General features: G+C 38.5%; 19 protein-coding genes. 15 read left to right on the top strand and 4 right to left on the bottom strand.

Annotation, left to right across the window (positions count from 1 at the left end; genetic code table 11):
- Positions 1 to 124: 124 nt before the first annotated feature.
- The 4 genes from PSH50_RS14600 to PSH50_RS14585 all read right to left on the bottom strand — a co-directional run bounded on the left by PSH50_RS14600 (position 125) and on the right by PSH50_RS14585 (position 5,783).
- Complete coding sequence (locus PSH50_RS14600; protein ID WP_273586913.1) at positions 125 to 475, bottom strand: PEGA domain-containing protein; 351 nt, start codon at positions 473 to 475, stop codon at positions 125 to 127.
- A gap of 622 nt (positions 476 to 1,097) precedes the next feature.
- The gene (locus PSH50_RS14595; protein ID WP_273586914.1) at positions 1,098 to 1,442 is read right to left on the bottom strand and encodes a DUF600 domain-containing protein; all 345 of its coding nucleotides are present in this window, start codon (positions 1,440 to 1,442) and stop codon (positions 1,098 to 1,100) included.
- Positions 1,443 to 1,464: 22 nt separating this feature from the next.
- Positions 1,465 to 1,992, bottom strand: coding sequence for a hypothetical protein (locus PSH50_RS14590; protein ID WP_273586915.1), 528 nt, complete (start codon positions 1,990 to 1,992; stop codon positions 1,465 to 1,467).
- A gap of 2 nt (positions 1,993 to 1,994) precedes the next feature.
- Positions 1,995 to 5,783 (bottom strand): type VI secretion system Vgr family protein, encoded by a 3,789-nt coding sequence (locus PSH50_RS14585; protein ID WP_273586916.1) that lies wholly within the window; start codon positions 5,781 to 5,783, stop codon positions 1,995 to 1,997.
- Positions 5,784 to 6,101: 318 nt separating this feature from the next.
- Between PSH50_RS14585 and PSH50_RS14580 the strand changes: the two genes are divergently transcribed.
- The 15 genes from PSH50_RS14580 to PSH50_RS14510 all read left to right on the top strand — a co-directional run bounded on the left by PSH50_RS14580 (position 6,102) and on the right by PSH50_RS14510 (position 26,185).
- Positions 6,102 to 6,521 (top strand): hypothetical protein, encoded by a 420-nt coding sequence (locus PSH50_RS14580; RefSeq protein ID WP_273586917.1) that lies wholly within the window; start codon positions 6,102 to 6,104, stop codon positions 6,519 to 6,521.
- 37 nt (positions 6,522 to 6,558) lie between these two features.
- Positions 6,559 to 7,026: a type VI secretion system lipoprotein TssJ gene (gene tssJ, locus PSH50_RS14575; RefSeq protein ID WP_273586918.1), complete on the top strand. Its 468-nt coding sequence runs from the start codon at positions 6,559 to 6,561 to the stop codon at positions 7,024 to 7,026.
- Positions 7,026 to 8,366 carry a type VI secretion system baseplate subunit TssK gene (tssK, locus tag PSH50_RS14570; protein WP_273586919.1) on the top strand — a complete coding sequence of 447 codons (1,341 nt, stop codon included), beginning with the start codon at positions 7,026 to 7,028 and terminating at the stop codon, positions 8,364 to 8,366. The genes tssJ and tssK overlap by 1 nt, the downstream gene beginning before the upstream one ends.
- A 14-nt stretch (positions 8,367 to 8,380) precedes the next feature.
- The gene (icmH, locus tag PSH50_RS14565) at positions 8,381 to 9,103 is read left to right on the top strand and encodes a type IVB secretion system protein IcmH/DotU (RefSeq protein WP_273586920.1); all 723 of its coding nucleotides are present in this window, start codon (positions 8,381 to 8,383) and stop codon (positions 9,101 to 9,103) included.
- A gap of 14 nt (positions 9,104 to 9,117) precedes the next feature.
- A complete protein-coding gene (gene tssM, locus PSH50_RS14560; RefSeq protein WP_273586921.1) occupies positions 9,118 to 12,789 on the top strand; it encodes a type VI secretion system membrane subunit TssM in 3,672 nt (1,223 codons plus the stop codon).
- Positions 12,790 to 12,797: 8 nt separating this feature from the next.
- The gene (tagF, locus tag PSH50_RS14555) at positions 12,798 to 13,790 is read left to right on the top strand and encodes a type VI secretion system-associated protein TagF (RefSeq protein WP_273586922.1); all 993 of its coding nucleotides are present in this window, start codon (positions 12,798 to 12,800) and stop codon (positions 13,788 to 13,790) included.
- Positions 13,787 to 15,355, top strand: coding sequence for a type VI secretion system domain-containing protein (locus PSH50_RS14550; RefSeq protein ID WP_273586923.1), 1,569 nt, complete (start codon positions 13,787 to 13,789; stop codon positions 15,353 to 15,355). The genes tagF and PSH50_RS14550 overlap by 4 nt, the downstream gene beginning before the upstream one ends.
- Positions 15,356 to 15,422: 67 nt before the next feature.
- Positions 15,423 to 15,944, top strand: a complete 522-nt coding sequence (tssB, locus tag PSH50_RS14545; RefSeq protein WP_273586924.1) for a type VI secretion system contractile sheath small subunit — start codon at positions 15,423 to 15,425, stop codon at positions 15,942 to 15,944.
- A gap of 10 nt (positions 15,945 to 15,954) precedes the next feature.
- Positions 15,955 to 17,481: a type VI secretion system contractile sheath large subunit gene (tssC, locus tag PSH50_RS14540; RefSeq protein WP_273586926.1), complete on the top strand. Its 1,527-nt coding sequence runs from the start codon at positions 15,955 to 15,957 to the stop codon at positions 17,479 to 17,481.
- A 241-nt stretch (positions 17,482 to 17,722) separates the two neighbouring features.
- Positions 17,723 to 18,208: an Hcp family type VI secretion system effector gene (locus tag PSH50_RS14535; protein WP_007584479.1), complete on the top strand. Its 486-nt coding sequence runs from the start codon at positions 17,723 to 17,725 to the stop codon at positions 18,206 to 18,208.
- Positions 18,209 to 18,264: 56 nt separating this feature from the next.
- The gene (gene tssE / locus PSH50_RS14530) at positions 18,265 to 18,672 is read left to right on the top strand and encodes a type VI secretion system baseplate subunit TssE (protein WP_273586927.1); all 408 of its coding nucleotides are present in this window, start codon (positions 18,265 to 18,267) and stop codon (positions 18,670 to 18,672) included.
- 22 nt (positions 18,673 to 18,694) lie between these two features.
- Positions 18,695 to 20,413, top strand: a complete 1,719-nt coding sequence (tssF, locus tag PSH50_RS14525) for a type VI secretion system baseplate subunit TssF (RefSeq protein ID WP_273586928.1) — start codon at positions 18,695 to 18,697, stop codon at positions 20,411 to 20,413.
- Complete coding sequence (gene tssG, locus PSH50_RS14520; RefSeq protein WP_273586929.1) at positions 20,410 to 21,393, top strand: type VI secretion system baseplate subunit TssG; 984 nt, start codon at positions 20,410 to 20,412, stop codon at positions 21,391 to 21,393. Before tssF ends, tssG begins: the two co-directional genes overlap by 4 nt.
- Before the next feature lie 17 nt (positions 21,394 to 21,410).
- Positions 21,411 to 24,140: a type VI secretion system ATPase TssH gene (gene tssH / locus PSH50_RS14515; protein WP_273586930.1), complete on the top strand. Its 2,730-nt coding sequence runs from the start codon at positions 21,411 to 21,413 to the stop codon at positions 24,138 to 24,140.
- A 23-nt stretch (positions 24,141 to 24,163) separates the two neighbouring features.
- A complete protein-coding gene (locus tag PSH50_RS14510; RefSeq protein WP_337939019.1) occupies positions 24,164 to 26,185 on the top strand; it encodes a type VI secretion system tip protein TssI/VgrG in 2,022 nt (673 codons plus the stop codon).
- The last annotated feature ends 10 nt before the right edge of the window (positions 26,186 to 26,195 follow it).

The following is a 26,195-nucleotide window of genomic DNA, read 5'->3' as shown; positions in this document are numbered from 1 at the left end:
AGCGTTAATTAGAAAAATTAAAATTAATTCTGTGGACTCAGTAAGTTTTATTTTATAGGTTGAATAAAGTACCTAAACAAATTGGTCTTGTTTAGGTACTACATTAAACAAAATGAGGGGGGATCTACTGAGCTGACTGACTTGGTTCCATTTTATCTAGCTCAACAGTTAAGATAGTTTTTTTATCTACAACAACCCATTTACGATAAGTAAGGAAGCCCGGTTTACTTACTTCTACATCGTACTTGCCTTCTTTGAGCTCGATCGCATCTTGGTATACTGGTGCAATGTTCATAATGCGCACTCGAGCGTCCGCAGGATTGGTTATTACCGTAAGTGAAATAGGAGCAATCGCTTCCGCTGCTTCAGTTAAAGCTGTATTGTCTTCAACAGGCTGCTGTACTTCATTATTGCTTGAAGTGGTCGAACACCCAGTTAATATCATTATTGCTGCAAGTGCGCTTATTTTTTTCATAGGTACTCCGTAAAGCCTTTCAATTTTAGTGTGTATTTGTCACGAAAAATCTAGAAGGAGTGCATATAAGATGGGTTAGCTAAACTCGTCTTCCTTGACTTTCGTTTGTTATTAAACAAATTAGCCTTAGTTTAATATGTATCCATCTAAGGTTCAATAATGTTATTAAATTATCAACAAAATTATGTTCAGTAAAAAATTGACTTATAGAATGAGTATAATAATGATTATTTCGCCTCATTTACTGCGTAGTTTTTAATAGACGCCATATCGTTTACTTAAGCCTTATCACTTTACTACGCAAATACTAAACCATACATACTATAACTTACCTGAGTTAGACTCTCTTGTTCTATAAGCAATACTGTTATCTGATTAACGTTATTAATTTGGACTTACCATCGTCTGCTAGACACCCAATAGTGCATTTACTCTTTAAGCGCAGCACCTCTAAACCTCTTTGTGAATAATTCATTTAAAATATTTTTTGCACAAAGAGAAAAGAATGAGAAGTAAATGAGGGACCCGATTTGAAATACAGCCAAAGGCTAGGGCGCTAAATTTTTAAGGCTTTAGCGCCTAGCCAACACCCGTGTTGTTAAAGAGCGGGTTAAATTAATACTTAACGTGTTGGAACAGCGGCGATTACTTCTTCATCATTATTATCGCGCTCAAAGTTTAAGTTAAACTGACCTTGTCGAGTGATAGTAAAAATAGCGCGCTGCCAATTTTCCACTTCATTTTTAATGGCGTGGTCAAATAACGTTTTAAACAACGCTGTTATATTTTCAGATACAGCAATTGAATGCTCTTTTCCGTCATCTAGTTTTATAAAGAGGGCCTTGCATTCAAGTTCCTTGTTATTATCGCAACCTAAAATAAGCTGAGCTTCATGCCATGGCTCTTTTATTTGTTGATAAAGATATTGACCTAGGTGTTGCGGGATGTGTTTAATATCTGGTTGCATGTGCAGTCCTTAGCGATAAAGTTTATAAAGTGCCATTTTCGTATTTCTTGGCAAGCTCTTTCCACGTATCAAAGAATCCACCTTGGAAAAAGTAACTATCTGAAACTGTTAGTGATTGATAGCCCGACCCATCAAAATCTTTTCGAGAATAGTTTGAAAGCTCATAGCCTTGATCGCCTCGTTTATTTAGCCGACCCATTAAGCGAGTAAGGCCAATATCTTCACCTTCCACTAGGTCGTCAGTGCTAATCTTGCCGTGGGGCAACCCACCTTCGTGAGGCATTTTGGTAAAAAACTCAAATTTATTAACAAACCAAGGCAAAATTGATAATGGTGCATCAAATTGCCTCGTTGCTAGAAAAGGAGGCTGATTTTTTGGTGAAATAATCCAATGAAGGACGATTGATAAGTACCCGTTTTGATTGTAAAAAGAGTGATATCGCCCAGGGTAGTTTAATGAATCTTCAATGGTAGTTAAATGCTTTATCCCTTTCGGTGGGATTTCGGGGGCTTTAATTTCTTTCAGTTGGGGTAAAAATTGTGTCGTCATTATTACATACCGAGGTTAAGTGGTTTAATTACTGGCGTGATATTTAAGGAGTCACCAAATTGTTCTAAATTAATCAACTTTCTCTCAAAGTTAAACGTTTCAACAGCACCATATTCTGTTCCTTCTAATAAACTTTTTGTTAAACCGTTGCCTAGAAAGTGTTGGTTGTTGCCGAGAACCCTTTGCATTTCAAGCCGCTTTTTTATTAGATCAATCTCATTTTGGGTTAATTCTAAATTTGAGAAGTATTTTAATGCCCCTTCCGTATCCCATTCAGCTTCCATAACGCCAGAATTGAGTGCTTCACTGTACAATTCATTGTACTTAGCTTGAAATTTAGGGGTAAGTAGCGTATCTAGTTGCTCGGGCGTGAATTTTTCTGATAACTCTTCTCGTGCAAATTTATTGAGATTTCCATAAGTGGGTACAATACTTTTGGTATCTGCTAGTGCGTGTGCTTGTTGTGTATCTATAATAACCAGTGAGTAATCGTTTTTGGGGTTATAATCAAGCCCAAGTACTTTACTGATAATTTCTGGATCGGAGTCTGCACTTTCTAATTGGTCAAATGTGGTAGACCAATATTTTGCGCCAAATCCTGACTCACCTTGAAATGGTGCGCCCAACATGCCAGGTTTGCCTTGATACTCTAAATATGATGACTCCATAAAACGAACATGGAAGCGTTCGTTAATTACACTTCCACTATTTGCTAAAGCAATTAATTCATCATCGCTATATTTAGCCACATAGCCATATTTTAGTAAGTTCTCTCTTGCTACTTCTAACCTTAGCATTGCCTCTTTTAATGATTGAGGCTCAGGCCGACGGCGCTTTGCTCCGGGTGTTAAGTCATCATCTACTTTTTCAATACGATCAGTGTGCTGCTGCTCTGTATTACCTATGCGCGTATGATTCAAGCGCTTTAGCTTAATAGCTTCAGTGAGCTTTTGTATTGCTTGCGCTGCTTTGACAAAATAACGAGATTTAGACACTGCAGATACAATGGCACCGGCACCAAATGTGACCAGTGCTAATAAAATTTCCAAGGCGAGCTTACCCACTAAACGCACTTTTTCAACACTGGAGTGTGCGTCAAAATAATCATAAGGGAAACTGGCCAGTAGCGCTCTGGCTTCTTCATCTTGTGCAATCATAACTAAAGTTTTAAATCCATCGGCGATGGCATCAAATGTATTGTCAGCACTTTCGAGTATTTGTTCGCACTCATGCCTAAGTGCCTCAACATCTCCGCGAGCAAGATACTCAAGTATACGCAAACAAGCAGCCCCAAAGTCAAAAATGCTATCGCCGGACCACTCTAAAAAGTCGCCAACACCAGATACAATGCTCGAGCCTTGCTCATATAAACCAGTCATAAATGCACCGGTATAAATTAGTCCTTGCATTGCTATATTTTCTTGGTCAATCAACGCTTCTTGTACTTTAGCTTGGGCACGAATTTCTTTTACCATAGCGTTAAGGTTAGTACGTAAATCAGCGCGAAGCTTGTCTAGCTCATCATCAGTCGTACCTTGGTAGGTTACGGAGTAGTTTCCAGTCGGTACACTTTGAATAGTAGCAACTCCCGATAATAATTGTCCTTTATACTCCCCCCCCTTAGCATGGTCAATGACATAGCTAATATCCTCTACAGGTAAGCCATCATCATAAAAATAACTGAGTTCGATAACTTTATCTTGAGCGGTAGCTATTCCAGACTCTGAAATATCAAAATCTGTGATGCTTGCTATACTCGCAGGGCTTGCATTGCTTGGTGCCCGCGCGGTTTTTGGGCTGGTTATGTCGTAATCAACCGGCCCATCAAAGGTTATAAATGTGCCATCGAGTGTGAGCACGTTAGTGGCGGTAATATCAACATTACCTTGGCTGTCGAGCTTTATTTCGCCGCCCACGTTGTGAATAATTAAATCGCCATTGCCAGAGCCCGTTATGTTTATATTATTGTTAGTTTGTAAAAACGTAGAGCCAGTAGGCACATTAAGCTTTAAATCGCTATTATCAGTTTTAAGAAGTATGTCGCTTTGGGCATTTACTTTTAGTGCACGCCCGGTGAAAAGTGATATTTCTTTCTCACTCTTAAGGGTTGTATTTTTACCACTGAAGGTTTGGCTGCCACCGCTTTGATAATTTACATGGTTGTTATTAGTGGTTTGCGATACGGTATTTTTAACATCAATAAATTGATTGTTTTTAATAACAAACTGAACATTTGCTTGCTCGGTTTCAAGGCACAGGTCGCGCCCAGCGTGTAAATTAATAGTACCGAGTTGGCTTATCCATTGAATAAACTGGCGACCTGATTTTTTAGCATTTAATTCAATATAGTGCTCACTTGCGAGCGTTTGTAAGATGACTTTGGGTACATCTTTGTCGTCATCGAACATGAGTTCATTTTGCGCTGCGCTTAATAAGCGATTATGTGTTGGGTTAGCGGCTGTAACTACGCTTGGCTGGTCGGCGTTTAGTGCAAAACCCATTATAAATGTGTTGTTTGGGTCGTTATTAATACACCCAATAAGTACCTCAGAGCCACCGACCAGTGGGAAATGCCAGCCAGTGGCTTGAGGTTGGTTTTCACAAGCATATAGTGCTAGCTTTTTTAGTGCTGGGCTTGATTGAATTAGTGGTCTAGCTGTTTTATCAAACTCGTTACGAATACGGTATTGGCCGTGTTCATCTACAAATGCATTACTTGTAAGGGATTCTACGGTTGCTGGAAATACCATGGGCTTTGGGGTGTGCGACTCAGGCATTGGCTTAAAAGGTGTACCGCGCTCTATAAATTGCGCTACGCAGTGGTAGTGTGTTTCACCTTCGTGGCTGCTTTCATCATTTGCTTGATTGAGCGTGTGTTCAATTGCAATACATAGCAAGTCACCGCTTGCAAATCCCATATTATCGTCAAGCGAAATAGAGCACCCAGCAAATACATCAGGTACGTTACCCGTGAGCGTAACTAATTTATTGTGTGTGGCTAATGCATTACTAAAGTTTTGCGTTTGCGCTGATGCTTCGGCGTTTGAGTTTGCAGCAGGCTCGAAAAAAGATTGACTGTTACTGGCTACTTTTTGAAATTGCCCATGGGCATTACTTTGCGCTGCATTATTATATAAGGTTTGTGTTACTTCGCTGTGCATAAAGCCAACAAAGCTACCCCAGTATTGGGCGTTCATCCCTGCGTTTGCTTTAACCTCTAATACACCTGTACTTAAATAGGGGCTGTTGAGGTTGCTGTCACTTATAACAAGTGTTTCGGTGCTAGATTCGCTTTCAATCCAGTAAAAAAGACCATGCTGAGACATTAATCTATTAAAAAAGGCCCAGTCACTTTCCATTGCTTGCACACATTGCTTTAAATGCGGTAATGCGGAGCTTGTCCTAAAAACAATTTGTCCTGATGAATAACCTGCTTTTTGTGCTAAGTAATTTAATACATCTTGCACGTTTACAGTAATAAAAACTTTGCTGTTTGAGGTGTTTTTTAAGGTAGATAATCGGTCTTGAATATGTATTTTGTATCGGTGTTTATTATTAAATACACCTAAATTGGTTACAGCTGTAATTATACCTGTCTGCTCTCGGTAACTATTATTTTTATCACTAAATATAACGGTAGCATTTGCTAAAAGGGAGTTGGTTACTACAGGTGAGGGGGATTCTGCAGTTATATTATATTGAAAGCCTAAATTCACATTTTCATGACCGTTTAAGCGCGTCACATTAAGGGTTTTGTTATTAACCTCTAAGAAAAAACGTGTTTTAGCCACTGCTATGCAATCCCTGCTCAGTAAAATTAGTGGGTAAACATACCTATTTTTATAATTTCGATCAACATATTAATTGTAATTTCAATATTTGATTGTTCCAAAAAAGGGGATTGTTATTTAGGCTGTTGCAATTAATGCAATTGAAGGTTTTTTAGAGTTTTTATTCTAGTTTGTTTTCTTGCTGCTTTAGTTTTAATTAAGTTCCATATATGTTGACAATGCTGTAGAGGTGTTTGTATCATTGCGCCCATTAAATGGACTTTTTACTAACCTTCATCTATTAAGGTTTTTAGAATAATTGACAACAAGGAGCAAGTTATGAATAAAAAAGAATTTATAAATCAAATAAATAGCCTTTACTCTTTGGCTTGGTCTCTTACTGTTAATGTGTCTTCATTACTTGATCAAGTAGGTATTCCACCTCATCGTGTATTTTCAGAAAAAGCAGTTGAACACTTTTTCTTTTTCTTAAACAACCCTCCCAAAAAAAATGATCAAGTAACATTAATAGAGAATGATGTCTCTACTTATATTAATGAACTTTGTGTTATTAATACTAAATTTATTACGTCTATTGATGATGTTGTGACTCAATCTTTATTAGTGGAATCACAAGAAAAAAATAAAAAAAGTATATTGTTTGGTTTTTTTAAAAGCAGTAAATGGTCGGATTGCGCAAACGTTAGGTTTGATAAAGTTATATGCCCTGTCTATGAAGCTACGCTGTGTAAAAACTAATTTTAATTTTAAGTAAATAATATTTAATGAGGTAAAAATGCGCTTTCTATTTAATTCAATTATCAGCTTTTCGCTCTGTATAGTTTTAACTGGTTGTATGAGTACGAATGTGAGTTTAGATGTAAAAGCAACAGATAATTTAAATCTTAATCAGTTTGATGAAGCGCTCCCTGTTGTTTTAAAGGTATATCAACTCTCAGATATACAGACATTTAAAACGGCCACCTTTGAAGAACTATGGAAATCAGATAAATCTATTTTAGCTAATTCATTAATCACTTTAGAAGAGCGTACGATTCATCCATCTGAAGAATCAAAAATCAAATTTGAGCAAGCTGAAAATGCAAAGTTTGTAGCTATTGTCGCTCTATTTAGAGACCGAAATGGCGACAACTGGAAAGCATACTATCCGCTAGCCGATGGCCCAGTTAAGTTATCTACCTCTTTAGACGTATTAGTAACTAATAATGAAGTCCAATTACCTGGTGTGGATAAGGCTGAGTAATGGCATTTAAAGCGTCGACAAAACCCGTCTGGGCAGAAGGTGTATTGCTAGCACAACAGCATTTTCAGATGTTTGATGAATACCACGAACAAAACCAAATTGCTCGCCAGGCACTAACAACACCTTTGGGTTTTGGATTACAGCATTTTGCAATTGATGAGTCTTCACTCGCTAGGGGCGTTTTAAAAGTAAGCAGCTTTACTGTGCTTTTAGAGAATGGGCGCCTACTAGAATTTGATAGGCAAGGGCACGAAGACCTAAAGCTTGAGCTCGATAGTAATCACCAAGATAGCATTATTTATCTTGCTATAGCTTCTAATAAAACTGTTAGTAACATAGAAGGGTACGCTACGCATGGTCAGTTAAGTGCTTATGAAGCGGATTATATCGATTTAGAAGATAGCCATGACCCATCTCGTAGCAGAGAGGTATTAATCGCAAAGCCAAAATTTATACTTTTGAGCGACCATGATGTTAAAACATACTTTGATACAATTGCGTGCATTAAAATTATGCGCAGCGAAGATGGTTCTTTTTCATTAGATAAACATTATGTTCCTCCACTATTAAATATAAGCGCTTCTTCATACTTAACCGAGCTTTTAAACAGGACTGCAAATCTTGTTAATGCAAAAGTAAATGTTTTACTCAATCGACGCAAAAACTATGGTTCAGTTACTGATTTCGGTCCTAATGAAATGAACACGTTTTTATTATTAAATGCTATGGCCCCATCAGCTAAAAGGCTCGATCATTTAAAAAGCTTAGCGTTGGTGCATCCTGAGCGCTTGTATTGCGAGCTTGTTGATTTGATCAGTTCTGTTTCTATGTTTGAGCATAGCGACTTAGTAAATCAGGTCCCTCCTTATCAACATAAAAATTTAAGTAAGGTGTTTGCCCAATTAGACGAATTATTAACACGTTTACTAGAAGGCGTAGTGCCTAAGAAAATGGCCGGGCTTAAACTTGAAAAAACCTCTAATGCAATTTATCAAGTGGCTACTATAGATTCTGCAATATTTGCTAATAACGACTTTTATCTAGCTGTTTATTTTGAGTCTGAAGATACAAAGTGGATTGAAACATTCAGTGAACAGGTAAAAGTTGGTGCAAGTGAAAAGCTCGATATCATGATTTCTTCGGCGCTTGCCGGTGTTCAGCTAACACACTGTCAACGTCCACCAAATAAATTAGCAATAAAAAGTGGTTATGAATATTTTAGGCTTGAGTCACATGGCTTTATTTGGCAACAAATTATTGAAGAGCAATCACTTAGTTTATTTGTGCCATTTGGTCTGCAATCTGCACAAATTGAAATTGTGACAGTAGCTCGTAATTAACATTGAGTAAAAATATGCAAGAAGCACAGCAAGAACAAGACTTAGTCGCCTGTATATCACCGGTTATAAACGCATTAACACCTTTGAAGTTGAAGCAGTCTACAACAGTAGAGCTAGAAGAGTTTAGAGATACCTTACTAACTAGCTTCGATGAGTATGAGCGAAACTGTTATTCACAACAGGTGACAACGAGTGTGATGCAAGAGGTTAAATTTGCGCTGACAGCTATGTGTGATGAGTTTGTTATGAGCTCTGGCGCTCACTTTCGTATGGATTGGATGTCGCGCCCATTACAACTAGAATTTTTTGGTAACAACCGAGCTGGTGAAGAGTTTTTTGAGCGTTTAGCAAAGCTCAGAACTGGTGGTGAACAAAAACTTGCAGCCCTAGAAGTGTATTATATTTGCTTACAGCTAGGCTTCGAAGGCATTTACAAAGTTAAAGGTATTGAGCAATTAAAAGCATTAATAGTTGATGTTAGAGCGCAAATTGAAGACATAAAAGGCACACCCAACTCACAGCTTTCTGACAATGGGATTCCAGCGGAAGGTTTTGCAATGAAAGTTGGGCGAAATATACCGTACTGGGTGATATTGGCAATTTGTTTAGGCTCTATAGCTTCAATATTTGCAGGCTTTCACTATGTCATTAGCAAGCAAGCAGCTCAAAGTGCCCAGGTTATTGATAACCAAATAGAAGTGCTTACACAGCTCAATAAAACCAACGAAACACGATAAGTATAGGTAATACAATGCAAGGAAGAGTTAATAAAAGCGGCTTAGTTCATTTTTTATTGGGCTTAGTTTCATCGCGAGCAACAGGCCAGTTAATCGGCTTAATCGCGGTGCTGAGTATTGTATGGTTTGCTGGGCGCATGGTTGGCCTAGATACAACCGACAAAAAACTTATCGCTATGGGTGCAGTAACTGCTGTATTTGTTTTATTTATTTTTATTCGTTGGTTATGGACAAAGCGTTCGGGCGATAAACTCGTATCAGAACTTGCTAGTCATAATGCAGGCTCCAGCGCGGAGTTAGATGAAATAAAAGAAAAGATGCAAGAAGCTTTAGGCTCACTGAAAGCATCTCACTTAGGGGCTGGTTACAGAGGTAATACTGCTCTTTATGCACTTCCGTGGTATATGATTATTGGTCCTTCGGCTACAGGAAAAAGTACCTTATTTGCTAATTCTGGGCTCCATTTTCCTTATTCAAATTCAAACGAGCTTCACATTCAAGGTTTTGGCGGTACACGTAATTGTGATTGGTGGTTTTCTGATCAGGCAATTTTAATTGACACAGCTGGGCGTTACACCACCGAACAATCTGAAAATAAAGAATGGTTATCTTTTCTTTCATTACTTAAAAAGTACCGTCCTAAACTCCCTATTAACGGTGTAATGGTTGCAATTAGTGTAGCTGATGTTTTAACGGCTGATAGTGAAGAAATACGCCAACATGTAAAGCTAGTACGTGAGCGAATCGAAGAGCTGATTACCCAGTTAGGGGTTATATTCCCAGTCTATATTACCTTTACTAAAACAGATTTAATCAGTGGATTTGAACCTTTTTTTAGTGACTTATCTGAAAAAGAGCGTGAACAAGTTTTTGGAGCTTATTTGCTTGATATAAGTGAGGATCAAAAAAATGATCCCGCAGAGATGTTTGAGCTACGGATGCAAGAGTTATATGAGCGTTTGTGTGAACAGCGTTTAAGCAAAGTAGCTAGAGAGCGTAATGAACACAGAAAGCAATTAATTCTAGATTTTCCAAATCAGTTTCAATCAGCTTCTACAAAGCTAACCGAATTTGTTAATTTGTTGTTCAAATCAAACCCATATCAAGAGGTTCCTTGGTTTGCTGGCGTGTATTTTACTTCAGGTACCCAAGAAGGAACACCAATCGAGCGTATTACAAACGGTGTTAGAGATCAATTTGGTGCGGTTGTAGTTGATCAAAAGCAAGAAACAATTACCCAAAGCTACTTTATAAACCGGGTGTTCAATGATGTTATTTTTAAGCTCCAAGATTTAACGCGAGGCAATCGTAAGAAACGCTTGATAGGTCGCTGGTTAAAAGGATTAACAGTGACCTCTGGTCTTGCGTCAATTGCTGCAATTACAGCGCTATTGATTACCTCATATACAAGTAATCAGCTGTTGTTAAATCAGGGTGAGGCTCGGGTTAAAGCAGTTGTAGAGGCTAATGTAAATAAAGCAAAAGACGAGCAGAAACTTGCGGTTACTCTAGCCTTATTTGAACATTATGGACAGCTTAAAACGTATGAAGATTCACTACCGTGGTATTTCATTTTTGGAATATACGAAGGGGATGAAACAGTCGACAGTGTTGCAAATGTTTTGTTTAACCAAATGAATCAGCTTATAACATACCCTGGAGAGCAGTATGTTTTGGCTAAAATAAAAGAGTATGAAACACAGTGGATTGCAGACGAATTAGAAGCTAAGGCTACAATACGTCAGCCATATTATGATGCTCTAAAAATGCATCTTATGATGAGCTCAAACCCTGAACACATTTCTAAAGAATTTGCAAAAGAGCAATTACTCAATTTTATAGCTGAATATTTTCACATTGATATTCATGCACCTGAGCAAGAAGCGATTAATGTTCGAATTAGTAGTTTGGTAGATATGTATTTACAAAACTTAGGTGATGATATTGAGGCTCCTGGCAAAATTGATTTCTGGCAAGCAAATGAAACTGCAATTACCGTCGCACGTGAAAACTTAAATACACAGCCTGAAGCATTTCCTTTGTACGAGCAGGTTATTACTAGCTTCGCTGAGCGAAAAAAACCATTAAAACTTAACGACTTTATGGCCTCTAAAAACCGTGATGTTTTTAAAAGTTCATTCAATATTCCCTATGTATACACAAATTTAGGATGGCAAGAATATGTATATCCTGAAATAAAGCGCATATCTCGTTTAGTATTCTCTGGCGATTGGGTAATGGGTACAAGTAATGAAAACGGTGAAAATGTTGTAGATGAAGCACAAGCTGAAACTTTAGCTAAAGCAATGCGTGCCTATTACTTTAAAGATTACGGAAACACTTGGTTTACATTTCTGGATAATATTAGAGTTCCTGCGTTTAGGGATTTAAATGATGCAAGTATTGATTTCGCAAGGTTATCATCTGTAGATGGTCCTTTTAGCGACCTTATGAAGCTGGTTGATAGTAATATAACTCTTGCTGATTCACCTTCAAAAAGCCAAGCTTCGATTGGGAAAACAGCATCTGACGTAGCCAATAAATTAGCTTTAGATACACCTAATATTACACAAATGAGTACAGTTCGTGCTCCTGAGCTCGAGAGTCGTTTTGCTGATTTAAGGCGTTTTGCTCAGGCTAATGAGGATAAAAATTCTTCAGATTACTTAAGGCAATACATTAGTTCATTAAGCAGTATTCATTCTGATATCAAAGCGATGGCTGCAAGTAGCGAAGATGACGCCCAAGCTATGGTATTTGCACAAGACTTACTCTCAGGAAATAGTCAAAGCAATGCACTGCAGTCATCGTGGATTATTATTGAAAGTCAAACTCGAGCATTAGACCCTGAAACAAAGGATACACTTGATACGCTGTTTAAAGCGCCACTTCATGCTGGTATTGCAACGATTATGGCAAAAGCACGAAGTCAGTTAAATCAAGAGTGGGAAAACCAAGTTTATACAATGTACAGCAGCAGTTTAGCTGGTAAATACCCTTTTAATCTTAGTGGGCCTGATGCGGCAATAGCGGATGTTTCTGAATTTTTAAACCTTGAATCCGGAGTGTTATGGAGTTTTATTAATACTCAGCTCAAACCTTTTATGAAAGTTAGGCGTGGTACGTGGGAAGAAAAACAATGGAATGGCGTTGGTATTGGTTTTAGTAAAGAATTACTAGATGGCTTAACTAAAGCAAATAAAGTGACGCGCTCACTATTTGCCAGTGGCGCTGATAGTGCGGGGTTTACCTTCCAAATGATGCCAGTTCCTCATCGCGGTATCCGGGAAACTTATTTAGGCTTTAGTGAACAAGGCTATAGGTATCGTAATGAGCCTGAAGAGTGGAGAAATTTTTCGTGGCCAGGTCGTGGTGCAGCTGAAAAAGCAGTGCTTTATGGTCTAGATAACACAGGCCGAAGAATATCTATTGAGCAAGATGGACCTTGGGCTTTATTAAAAGTTCTTAACTCTGCAAATGTTAAATGGATCAAAGGCACCGAATTTTTAGCCACATGGGAATTAACAGATAAGTCAGAGCAACCACTTAAGGTGCAGTTCTCACTTAAGTCGGGACGAAATAGCGGTATTTTTTCTAAATACATGCTTACTTCTTTTGCATTACCAAGTTCGCTGTTTGAACAGAGCCCAAGAATGGCTCAGTCTCAAACACGTATTATGCAATAAGGTCGACTATGTTTGGTTTATTTACGAAAAAGAAAGCTCCCACACTTGTTAAGCAGCATGGTTATGGGTTTATGGGTAAAACACCTGTCAGGCCTGATTTTGTGAAGCTGAATATATCATCTCGTGAGTCTGTTGCTTTTGACCATTGGCTCCAAGAAGGCTTTGCCCATTTAAATAGAGGCCGTAAATTAAGTGACAATAGTCACTTAAATGGTACAAAGTCACTATTTTTTATTTCTGGAAATGCAGATGATGGCGGGCTGCTGGGTATTTTACAACCTAGTAAAGATAGCAGTGGTCGGTTTTACCCTTTTAGCTCGTTTGTTCACAGTGGTCTTGAAACGTATAAAAAGCACCCTGCGTTTTTATTTATATTTGCTAGCCAAATCATAGAGCATTTACTAGGTGTTAATGAGAGTATTAAAAACGCTGATAGTATCAACGACATGCAAAAGTATGCTCAAGACTATAACAAAGTTGCAGATGCGCTAAAGCAACAACCAAATTTAACCCAAGAGCTTGATAAGCTTAGAACAATCCCGATGAGTGTGTTTTGGGATCATCTTGGAATGAATGATGTTTCTAAGCGAGCAATTTTGATAGAAGAACTATCAGCAGTGCTTAAGTCTATTGCAAACAGGGGCTGTTTACGTAGCCAATTTGGTATTAGATTACCAATGCCTAGTTTTAACCACGAAAGCGCTTTAGTAGCAGGCTTTTGGCTTCACTTAATAGCTTCTATGGTGGCTGATCATAACTGGCAGCCATGGTTTTTTTATAGCTTAGGTGATGAAAATTGTGAACCAAGCCTAACTGTATTTTGTAGACCTATCCCCGCCTCTTATTTTAATAGTGTGTGGGAGGGGAGCTCAAAAACTAAAGATATTATAGATCTATGTGATTTAAAAGTAGATAAACAACCATCTGAACACACATTGAATTTTGCAGATATGGACAACGTGAGTGTTTACGATGCATTACGTAGGTGGTGTAAAGCATGACTATAAAGCAACCACATACACATACTACATGGATAGAGTGGTTAGAAGCGCTGAGCGCTCCACTTTTAGGAAATAAATGTGGTGAAGATTTAAAGTACGATGAGACATTTAAGTCTTTAAAAGCCTCTTCCTCTGGCGTTGGTGAAGTAGACTTTAAAGTGATGTTTATACAAGCATCTGATTTGCTTAATTCACAAAGTAAAGATCTAAGACTAACTAGTTACTTAGCATTAGCAGCTACAAGTGAGTTCGGTGTTATAGGCTTAACGCACTCTTTATTGCTTTTTAATCGCTTATTAACCACTTATACGGATGAAGTCCACCCGACAAAAGCAAGAATGCGAAATGCTGTAAATACATGGTTTTTACAACAGCAAGAGCGTTTAAAAGGGATTGCTGAAGCTCACACTACTGAGGCTGAGCAATGGCCTGAGCTTATTGCTGCTCTTACGCAATATAACGAACAATGCGTTCCGCTGCTAGATAGTGAGTCAGGCCCTTTGTCTACTTTAAATGAGTGGGCATTAAAGCAACAAAAGCGTAACCCTGTTGCAGTTGTAGAAGTACCAAAACCTAAAGAGGTAAACTCTTCAGTTAAGCCTGAAGATAATCAAGCTAAAGAGCAACAGTCTCAGGTCCAAAGCCAGCAACTTCAAGCTACCTCATCACAGAGTAACCCTGTGAGTGTAAGTGATGTTTCAACAGATTCAGCTTATTTAACTGCAATAAGGCAATTACTAAATTTTGATAAAGAACAAAATAATATTGAGCGTGTAATTAAGCTTTCAAGGGCTGCTCGCTGGAGTAAATTGTCATTGCCAGTAAGTGACAATGGAAAAACACGATTACCAGCGCCACGAGCTGCTGCATTTGCTCCTATTGAAAATGCTTTAGCAGCAGATGAGCCGCAACAAGCTTTAAACTTAGCAGAAGCCTTATTTATGGAAGGGGCAATGCAGTTTAATTTAAATTTGCAAATATTAAGCCTCTCAGCCTTAAAGAAGATCAATAAGCCTCACTTAGTAAACTGGTTAGAGCAACAACTTGTTGGTTTGGTTGAGCAGTTTCCTAGCTTATCTTTGCTTCAATATGATGACGGCAGCCCATTATGTTCATCAACTAATAAAGAGTTTTTAAAAGAGCTTGCACATGAATCCAGTGGTGAAAAGACAGCAGTGTTAAAAAATGAATTTGAAGAGCAGTACAAAGCGCTTTCATTGGATGTAGAAAAAGGTCAACTGGCTATGGCATTAAATCACGTTGATTCAATAAATATATTAACCGACTTTGATAAAGCGCAAGCCCAGTTATTAAAAGCAAAGTTACTTATTAAGGCTGAGCACTATGAGCACGCATTGGCTCTGCTTAGTATTTTATTAGAGAAAATTAAAGTGCACGAATTAGCACAATGGCAACAACGTTTTTGTATGGAAGTATGGCGATTTTCCAAGCAGTGTTATGCAAGTTTGTCACAAGCGCCAGAAGATGAAATGAGTTTAGCTGCTAAACATATTAGTCAGCAAATGATGGTAACTAATCCCGCAGAGGCATTAGCTTGGGTTTAGTTACAAAGGCCTGACTAATATGTCGAGGTTTAATTGGAATTGAGCAAACAAACGCAAAGGAAAAAACATGAGTGATACATTTCAAAAAGAGATCCCAAGGGCCAGAATCAATATCTCACTAGAGCTTGATACAGATGGAGCGTCACAAAAAAGTGAACTTCCGTTAAAAATGCTAGTTATTGGTGACTATTCAAATGGTCAAAATAGCCAAGAATTAGCTGAGCGTGAGCGAGTAACAATTAACAAAAATAATATTGAACAAGTGCTTAAAGATATGGCCCCTAAAGCCAATTTTCAGGTCTCTAACAAGATAAAAGGTGACGGGGAAATTAATGTAAACCTTGAGTTTGATTCATTTAAATCATTTGATCCTGAGTCTGTTGCAGCCCAAGTACCAGAGTTAAATAAAATGATGGCTATGCGTAATTTACTACGTGATCTTAAGTCTAATCTTTTAGATAACTCATCGCTTCGTAAGGAGCTTGAGCGTGTACTTCAAAATCAGCCTGAACTAGATGAGCTTAAAGCTAAACTAGATGAAATTGCACCGCTTGCTTCTGAAGATGAAAAGCAGCCTGTAACTAAATAAGGAGATTATTATGTCAATGCAAGAACAACTCAATGTTGCAGCAAAAACAGTTGAAGAGGCGCCGCAATCTACCTATGAAAATTTATGTGGCATGGTTGATATTTTACCAGTAGCTGATGAAATCAAGCTGGATACATTCCGAGATGCAGGTAATTTAGCTGAAACTCGCGCTAATGAGCGTTTAACTGCAGCTATTAATGTTTTTTTAGACATGGCAGGTACAAGTGGTCAAGAAGTAACGCGTATCGATAAGTTACTTTTAGATGATTATATTGCAAAAGTAGACACTATAATATCTGAGCAACTTGATCAGATATTACATCATCCAAACTTTCAAAAAATGGAATCGGCTTGGCGCTCATTACGTTATTTAATTAACCGTACGCCAAATAATGCAAATATTAAAATTGAAATGCTTGATGTGGATAAAGAAACCCTTCGAGATGATTTTGAAGAAGCGCCTGATACTACGCAATCAGCACTTTATAAGCATGTTTATACATCTGATTACGATACGCCAGGTGGTGAACCTGTATCAACTATGGTTTCTAACTTTGAGTTTGATTGTTCAGCCCCTGATGTTTCATTACTACAAGAAATATCACGAGTATCGGCAGCGGCGCATTGTCCGTTTATGGGTAGTGTGGGTCCTAAGTTCTTCTTAAAAGACTCGTTGGAAGAAGTATCTAAAATTCAAGATTTAGGCTCATACATGGAACGAGCTGAATTTTTACGCTGGAAAAACTTCCGAGAATCTGAAGATTCTCGCTATATTGGTTTAGCGTTTCCACGTTTTTTACTTCGTTTACCTTATGGAGAAACAAACCCGCTACGTAATTTTAACTATCAGGAAGATGTAAATAGTCAGCACCATGAACGTTATTTATGGGGTAATGCCACATTTGCATTTGCTGCAAATATCATTCGTAGCTTCCACGATAATGGTTGGGCTGTAAATATTCGAGGGCCACAATCTGGTGGTAAAGTTGAAAATCTTCCACTTCATTCATTTGAAGCGGGTAAAGGCTCAGAAACAAAAATTCCAACTGAAGTACTTATTTCTGAGACTAAAGAGCTTGAGTTTGCTAACCAAGGATTTATTCCTCTTAGCTACTATAAAAATTCAGACTTTGCTTGTTTCTTCTCTGCCAATAGTGCGCAAAAGCCACAAGTTTTAGAAACTAATGAAGCAACAGCTAATGCTCGTATTAATTCACGTTTACCTTATATTTTCTTGGTGTCGCGTATTGCACATTATTTAAAAGTTTTACAGCGTGAAAACATTGGTTCGAGTAAGCCTCGCCATGAACTAGAGCAGCAATTAAATGATTGGCTAGGCGCGTTAGTGACTAAAATGAACAACCCTGATGAGTCGTTAATTGCAACACACCCATTGAAAGATGCAAAAGTGACTGTAGCTGAAATCCCTGGTAACCCGGGTTATTACCGCGTAAGTACTTACATTGTACCGCACTTCCAAGTTGAAGGAATTGATGTGCGTTTAGCGCTAGTTGGGCAAATGCCTGGCGAAAAATGAACTGCCACGCCGCCAATGAAACGGATTTAAGTACTATCAAATACGTCTATTTGGTGAGTAGTTGGATGGCGATTGAAAGGATTAAGACGTTTGTCTAAAAGTTGCCCCAAGTTGGTTGCATCCAACTTGGGACATATTCCCCAGTGGCATGAAGCAGAGGGCTTTTTGGGGGGCATAAACTTTATGTTTGTGCCAATGCCAACTAACAGGAAACACTTCATTCTAAAAGGAGAATAATGAAATGGCAATTCCAGCGTATATGTGGTTAAAGGATGACCAAGGTAATGACATCAAAGGTTCTGTAACTGTTGCAGAGCGTGAAGGTTCAATTGAGATCCTACACTTTGATCATGAACTTCGTATTCCTACGGATAACGATACAGGTGAACTAACAGGTACTCGTAAGCATGAACCTTTTGTAATTACAAAAGCGGTTGATGCGGCTACGCCGTACTTGTACAAAGCGTGTTCAAACGGCCAAACACTTAAGCAACTTGAGCTTAAGTGGTACCGTATTGATGACACAGGGACTGAGCGTGAATATTTCTGCCACAAATTGGAAGATGTAAAAATCACTTCAATCTCACCAACAATGCATAATGTAAAAGACTTAGACAAGGAGCGTTACCCGCATCTTGAAACAGTATGTTTACGTTACAAACGCATTACTTGGACATACTTAGATGGCAACATCGAGTTCTCTGACTCTTGGACTGAAGGTCGTTAATTAGTCAGTAGTTTTAAAGGATATGCGTAAGCATATCCTTTTATTTGAGGTAATTAGTGGCATTATTCGATTTTTTAACTCAGCCAGTTATTCGTAATGGTCAGCACGGCTTTCAAGCAAATGAGCAGCAAAGTGTATGCAATCATTTAAATGAATTACTTAATGCTCGCAGAGGGGTATTAAAACACTTGTCTGACTATGGTTTGCCTGACGTAGAGGATATTTACGAGGGTTTACCGTACTCGCAACATACATTAGCGTTTGAAGTTAAAAAATTGATTGAAAAGTACGAACCTCGAGTTCGCTACGCCAATGTTGTGCCGGTTGAAATAAAAGAAGACAACTGTGTGATTAGATTAGATATTCAAGCATTTTTAACAAATGGTCAAAGTATAAAATTAAACACACGATTTGAATCAGGCGGAAAAGCTGACGTTGTACAGCGCGCTAAAAATAAAGATTAACGTTAAGCAAAAGGATTGACAAATGCAGCAATATTTTGATGCTCAAATGCGCTTGTTGACTCAAGCTGGTAAGCAGTTCGCTCAGTTTTATCCTGAGCATGCAGGTATGCTTAATATTGATGCATTAAAAGATAGAGACCCGCATATTGAGCGCCTACTCGAAGGTGTAGCCTATTTAACAGCCCATACGCAAAAAAGGCTTGATGAGTCTGTACCAGAAGTATCTGAACAGGTGTTGCGTCAATTGTGTCCAATTTTATTGAGTTATTACCCATCAACAACGGTTGTTCAATTTAAGCCTAAACTCGCAATGCAAAAAACGCATAAAATTGAAAAAGGTTTAGAGCTGAACGCACAAAAATCAAAAGTAGATAACAAAAAGGTTGTCTTTAGCACTTCTCATGAATTAGATGTAACTCCACTTGATGTAGAGCATGTAAAGTATCAAGAGTCGCATTTAGGAGCAGAGCTTCGTATTGGTTTAAAATTTATTTGCCAAGGAGAGCGTGCCAACTTTGATTTATCAAAATTAAACTTTTACTTAAGAGGTGACACTCCTCTTTGTAGTGCTTTATTTTTATTATTGAAGTCACCAACTAAACAGGCTGAGCTTGACTTTGGTGCAAGTCATTTTGAATTTAATAAAAAACTTAAAGTAAAAGGGTGTGTACCAACTTATTTAGGTATTGATGGTGCATTACTACCAAGTGCTGCTAAAAGCCACCCAGGGTATGCTTTATTGCTCGATTATTTTAATGCAAAAGATCGGTTTTACTTTTTAACTTTTACTGGCTTAGCGAATCAAGAACTGCCCGAGCACATAGATAGGTTTGAGCTTGTATTTAGGGGGGAAAACAAATTGCCTCCAGGTCATCAGCTCAGCAAAGAAAATATCCTCATTAACTGCGTTCCTGCAGTAAATATTTTTGAGCAAGCAGCAGAGCCAATTAAATTAGAGTCTAATCGAACCGATTATATGATTAGTGCTGACCAAGCAAGAGCTGATCATGTATTTAGTTATTCGGTTGATGCGGTAGCAGGGCGGAACTCAGTCACTGGCAATACTCATACGTATACTCCTCGATACCAAAGCGTGTTTGAGGACGAGAAAAAGCTATATACCGTTCAAACAAAAGATGTGGGTTCTGCTGCTCCTTCGCATTACCTTCAGCTTCCCTTTAATTTAGGTGAAGAGAAAGAAACCCTCTCGGTAGATTTAACTGCATTTAATGCTGGTTGGCCTAGACAGCTTTTACAAGAGGGGGATTTAAATGAAGGCGGTAAAAATATGCCAAATATTGTTGACGTTAAAAATGTTATACGTCCAACTAATTATTTAGCCTGTCCGAGTCAGCCAAAACATTGGCAATTAATTAGTCTACTAAATGTAAAGTTTTCTCAAATAACACAAGTTACTGAGTTAAAAAGATTGCTTGTATTATTTGATTGGTCAGGTAAACCCGAAAACCGTTTTCGTATCGAAAGTATTATGAAAATTACCGCTATGCCAATTAGCCAAATAAAACGGGGGATTTTTATTAAAGGAGTCGATGTTCAGATAGATATTGATGAAAGTAAGTTTGTTGGCGATGCCGACCTATTTCATTTTTGTAATGTTCTACATGAATTCTTTTTAATGTATGCCCCCATTAATGAAAGTGTACAAACACGGGTTAATGCCATCCCAAGTTATAAAACGTGGACATGGGATATAGAGCCAGGTAAAAGCTATCAGCTATGAGTACATTCGAAGTTAAAAATGCACATCCTGTATGGGCTAAGTTGCCTCCAGCTATAGAGCATTTAATTGCTAAACCATGGCAGTTTAGTTTATTTAAAGCGATGAGCCTCATAGAAAAACACTGGGCAGCTCCAAATGAGCTTGAGCAGGGCATAAGTCAACGGGTTATGTTTAAGCCATTTAAAGAGCTTGGCTTTCCTGCTACCGATGTACGCCAATGCACACTCGAAAACGATGGCAGGGGCCGATTAAGTTTATCCACGTCATTTTTAGGATTATATGGCGTAGATGCGCCAATGCCTCACTATGTTTTAGAACAAGCTGCGAGTGATGAGCAAAGTGGCGATAGAGTAAGGCAGTTTTTAGATATATTTAATCATGTTCTTTATTGTCAATTGTTCCAAGCCTGGAAAAAGTCTCAAATTAATATTGCAGGTCGTGGTGCAGAGCAGTTTGATGGATTAATAGAATCTATTTTACTGGGCAAAACAGATCAAAAAATTCAGTGCGGTATTGCAAGCTTAAAGCAAACTAGTGCTTCTGGTTTAGCACAGTTACTTAAACACAGCTTAGATATAGAGTCATTAAAAGTAGATGACACAAGGGCCAATTGGCAATCTATAGATACACCAAGTGCAATTGGTACTAACAATCAAATGATACTAGGAAACTCAGCAGTATTAGGTACCAAAGTATTGGTAAGCGGAAGTATTTTAACGATTGAAATAGGCCCTGTAACAAACGAGATAGCCTTAAACCTCACACCTCGCAGTGCTGATGGAATCAAAATGGCTGCACTTTTAAGTGCACACTTACCTAGCAATATCGAATGGGTATGCCAAATAAAAGTTGCTAATGAGGCGCTTGCTGAACAAACAATAGGCAAGCATGGGCTTGTGCTAGGCCATAACTCATATTTAGGGGCTGCAGCTGCCAATATAACAACACACAGCTACACCCATAACCAGTATAAACATTAAGGAATTAAGGATAAAAAATGGACGCTAAAGGTATAAAACAACTCATAGATAAGCTTAATGGCCACACCGCTTCGGCGCTAGAGTCAGCAGCAGGTTTTGCAAGTAGCCGTAGTCACTTTGAAGTACTTCCTGAGCATCTTCTTATTAAATTAATGGAAGAGGGAAGTAATGGTGACCTTGAGCACATTTTTCATTTTTTTAATGTTAATCAAGATGCTGTATGGCATGAGTTATTAGACTTTTTAAACAGGCAGCCAGCAGGAAACCAAAGTAAACCCACGTTTTCACGTCGTTTGTATGAATGGTTAGAGCGTGCATGGTTAAGTGCTAATGTTCAACATAAAAGTGACTTTATTACAGGAGCCGCTCTAGTTGACTCATTAACAGAGCTATTACCGTACAGCCCAGTACTTCAGCTACCAGCGTTACTGGATAAAATAGATTCTCGCTTTTTAGCCGAAAATCTTGAAAAAATATGTCAGCAGTCATCAGAACGCCTTAGTCAAAATGTGAGTAAAACGGCCGAAAATCAAACCGCGGGTTCTCAAGGCGGTAATGCGCTAGACGAGTTTTGTGAAGACTTAACTGAAAAAGCAAAGCAAGGAAAAATTGACCCGGTATTAGGGCGTAATGACGAAATTAGAATGATGGTAGATGTACTTTGCCGTCGTCGTAAAAATAACCCTATATTAGTAGGCGACCCAGGTGTAGGTAAAACAGCCGTAGTAGAAGGGTTTGCACAAAGAATTATTGATAATCAGGTGCCAACAGATCTTCAAGGTGTACGGTTATTAGTGCTTGATATGGGCTTGCTACAAGCAGGTGCAGGCGTTAAAGGTGAGTTTGAACGCCGGTTAAAAACAGTGATTGATGAAGTCAAAAACTCAACTACACCCATTATTATGTTTATTGATGAAGCGCACACGCTCATAGGCGCTGGTGGTGATGCCGGAATGAGTGATGCGGCTAACTTGCTTAAACCTGCTCTTGCTAGAGGTGAACTTAGAACAGTTGCTGCAACTACATGGAGCGAATATAAAAAATACTTTGAAAGAGATGCTGCGCTTGAGCGTCGCTTTCAGCTAATAAAAGTTGATGAGCCTACAGAGCAGGCTGCGCAGCTTATGCTTGCGGGCTTAAAAGACAAATACCAAGAGCATCATAATATTCAAATTACGGATGATGCGATTGAGGCTGCGGTGGTTTTATCGTCGCGCTATATAACAGGTCGCCAATTACCAGACAAAGCTATTGATGTACTAGACACGGCCGCAGCGCGTGTACGTATGTCTTTTGCTACTGATCCCGCGGCTATTGAAGCTGAGCGTGAGCATATAAACTATCTCGAAACGAGAATAAATAGCCTAAATGTTGAGTTTGGGCAAGGCTTAGCGGTTGATCAAGATAAGCTAACTTACTTAATCGAAGAATTAGTTAATGCACAAGATAAGTTAGCACAGCTTACTCATTCAAGAGAGTCACAAATTTCTACGTTGAGCCAAATTAACGAAATTAAACAAGCGACAGACCAAGAGCTTGATAGTGAATCGTTGTTAGCTCTTCGCCAAGCACTTAAAGAGCAAAATACGCAAGATAATGGCCTGTTTAGTGAAGTAGACGCCGACGCAGTCGCGCAAATCATTTCGCAGTGGACCGGCGTACCTGTAGGGGCAATGGTTAAAGACCAAATTAGTAATTTAATCAATCTTGAAGCCACAATTAGCCAAGAAGTTATAGGGCAGCAGGCTGGCTTAGCCAAAATAGCGCAAACGCTTAGAGTAAGTAAAGCGGGTGTTAGTAATGATGAAGGCCCATTGGGTGTATTTTTATTAGTAGGACCGTCGGGTGTAGGTAAAACTGAAACCGCGCGTTGTTTAGCAAAACAATTATTTGGTGGCGATAAGTTCTTAACCACAATTAACATGAGCGAATATCAAGAGTCGCACACCGTATCCCAACTTAAAGGTTCGCCTCCTGGTTACGTTGGTTACGGCGAAGGTGGTGTGTTAACTGAGGCTGTTAGGCAACGTCCATACTCGGTAATTTTGCTCGATGAGGTAGAAAAAGCGCATAAAGATGTGATGAACATGTTTTATCAGGTGTTCGAACGCGGGAATATGCGCGATGGGGAAGGTCGAGAAATTGACTTTAAAAACACCGTTATAATTATGACTTCTAACTTAGGCTCTGCAGAGTTGATTGAAGCGTGTACGCCACCGACCGTTATTGATTTGAGCCCTCAAGAAGACGAGCAAGAGCAGCAAAGCGAACAAGAAGCTGAAATTAACAATGCATTAAATCCAGCTCAAGCGCTAATTAATGAAGATGGGACACCTTGGAAAGTGCCATCAATAAGTGCACTCACAGACTTAATAAAGCCGCAATTACTTGCATTTTTTGCTCCCGCCTTACTTGCGCGTATGCAAGTTATACCTTACTTAGCATTAGACTCAGAAGCACTGCAATCAATTGTTAGCTTAAAACTTGAAGCTATTGCCAATAGATTACATGAAAACCACAAAATGCAGCTAAGAGTGGATGCGAGTGTGTTAGAAAAGTTAACGACACAATGTACATTATCTGACAGTGGAGCACGCATGGTTAACGCGGTAATTGAGCAGCAGATATTACCGGGTATTGCTAAATCAATTTTAGAGTTTATGGCACAAGAAGATATGCCAGACATTTTAACCCTAGCTGTTGATGAGCAAGACGAGATCACTGCAACATTTGCCGATAACGCATAATTAAGGATAAACAAATGGGATTCATGGACATATTTAACGAATTAAAAAGTAACACCAGTCATTTTAGTGTTGTTATACAAGGTATGCCTGATGAAATGGTATATGTAACTGACTTTGATTCAAAAAATGATCGTTTATGCGAAGACTATGAATTTAAAATACAAATTTTAAGCCCAGAGCACCTAACATCAGAAATGTTAATAGGTAAAGATATTACTTTATCAATGGTATGGTCAATGGTTGACCGTACCATCTCGGGCTTAATTAGTGGTTTTACCGCTCATGGACAAAGCCATCAAGGTTTTCATTATACTTTGGTGATGAACTCCCATTTAACATTACTCAAGCACCAGCATTCTAACCGCGTTTTTACTGCTATGGATGCCGGGAAAATAATTTCGAGTGTATTCGAAAAATCAGGGTTTCCTACACAAAAGTTAAGTGTAAAGGCAAGCTCATCTACACTCGACATGACCGTGCAATATAATGAAACAGATTACGATTTTGTAACACGTTTAATGCGTAAGCATGGGTTTGTATATTCTTTTGTAGAGCAAACTGGTGGTGATTGCGTACTCTACATATGTAACAAAGCCAAAGAAATAAGCAATTTATATACTCCAGTTAATTTAAGCTATGTCCCACCTTCAGGGCAAGTTAGAACAAGTGAGTCTATTTTTGCTATTAGTAGGCAGGCTCAACTGTTTGCACAAAATACACAACTTAATGATTATAATTATCAGGCCCCTGCAAACTTACAGATCACAGCTAATAATTCATCTCAAATAGTTGGTTTTGGTGAAGATTCTCATTATGCAGACAATTATCAAACTGCTGAACAAGGGCAGTTATTTGCAACTATTAGGCAGCAGTCATTAGATTGCCAAAGAGAGCAAATAATAATAGATACCGATTGCAGAGCCTTGCGTCCAGGAATGCAATTAAATATATACGATCACCCTGAGCACGATGGACAGTACCTTGTAACTCGCGTTGAGCACAAGGGAAGCCAAAATGCGGCTGTAGAGTATGGCTCTAATGTAAAAGGTTTAACTTATAAAAACCAAGCTTACTTAATAAGTATTGACCAAACCTTTAAAGCGCCTTTAATGCAAGCACGGCGTGTATTTGCAACGTTTAACGCGCTAATTGAACAAGAAATAGATGACAAAGGTAATTACGTTGTAAAGCTGCCTTTTAATCAAGATGGAGAAGGGCAAGAAAGTCGCTCAACACGCCTAATGCAGCCTTACGGTGGCAGTGGTCATGGTATGCATTTTCCACTAACACAAGGTACAGAAGTATTAGTATGTGGAGAAAATGGCGATTTAGACAGGCCTATTATTTTAGGTGCCCTTTATAATGAAAATGCACCAAACCCTGTAACAAGCGAAAACCCAACTGAAAATAAATTAGTAACTAAAGCTGGGCACAGCTTTGTAATGGATGATAAAAAAGGCGAAGAAAAAATAAGCCTTGCCAATAAAAATAATAAAAACCAATTAATACTTGATGCAACTAATGGCGCACACCAAGCAACGCTTAAATCGGTTGATGGTGACGTAAAAATTTCGGCTAAAGAAAACCTGCAATTTGTTGCTGAGAACGACGCAAACTTTACAGTTGCTAATAACTTTACAACGCGAGTAGAAAACAATCTGCAAATTCAAACCCGCGAAGGAGATATTACTGTTACTTCAGCCGCAGATTTAACTTTAAACTCAGTATCAAATAGTCGAATTCAAGCAACTGACGGTAACCTAGAGCTCACAGCAAGTGATGAGCTAAAAATGCAAGCACAGCAGGATATTAATGTTTACTCGGTTGATGGCAACCTTGAGTTACAAGCCCCACAAGGTGATTTAGAACTAAATAGCGGTAAAAATATTACTATAAAAGCAAATGGGCAAGGCTCAATTCAGTTAAGTCAAGGTGGTGCAAGTATTGAAATAGATGCTGCGGGTAACCTTACAATTGACGCCACTAATATAACGTTAAGTGCCACTAATATAGCAATTAAAGGCAGTGCAATTAGTAATAACTAAGTTAAAGGAG

It is taken from the genome of Pseudoalteromonas sp. Angola-7 (genome assembly GCF_028599255.1).
In the GTDB taxonomy this organism is placed as follows: domain Bacteria; phylum Pseudomonadota; class Gammaproteobacteria; order Enterobacterales; family Alteromonadaceae; genus Pseudoalteromonas; species Pseudoalteromonas atlantica.
Note: the sequence above shows the minus strand (reverse complement) of the source record. Positions and strands in the feature narration are given on the sequence as shown.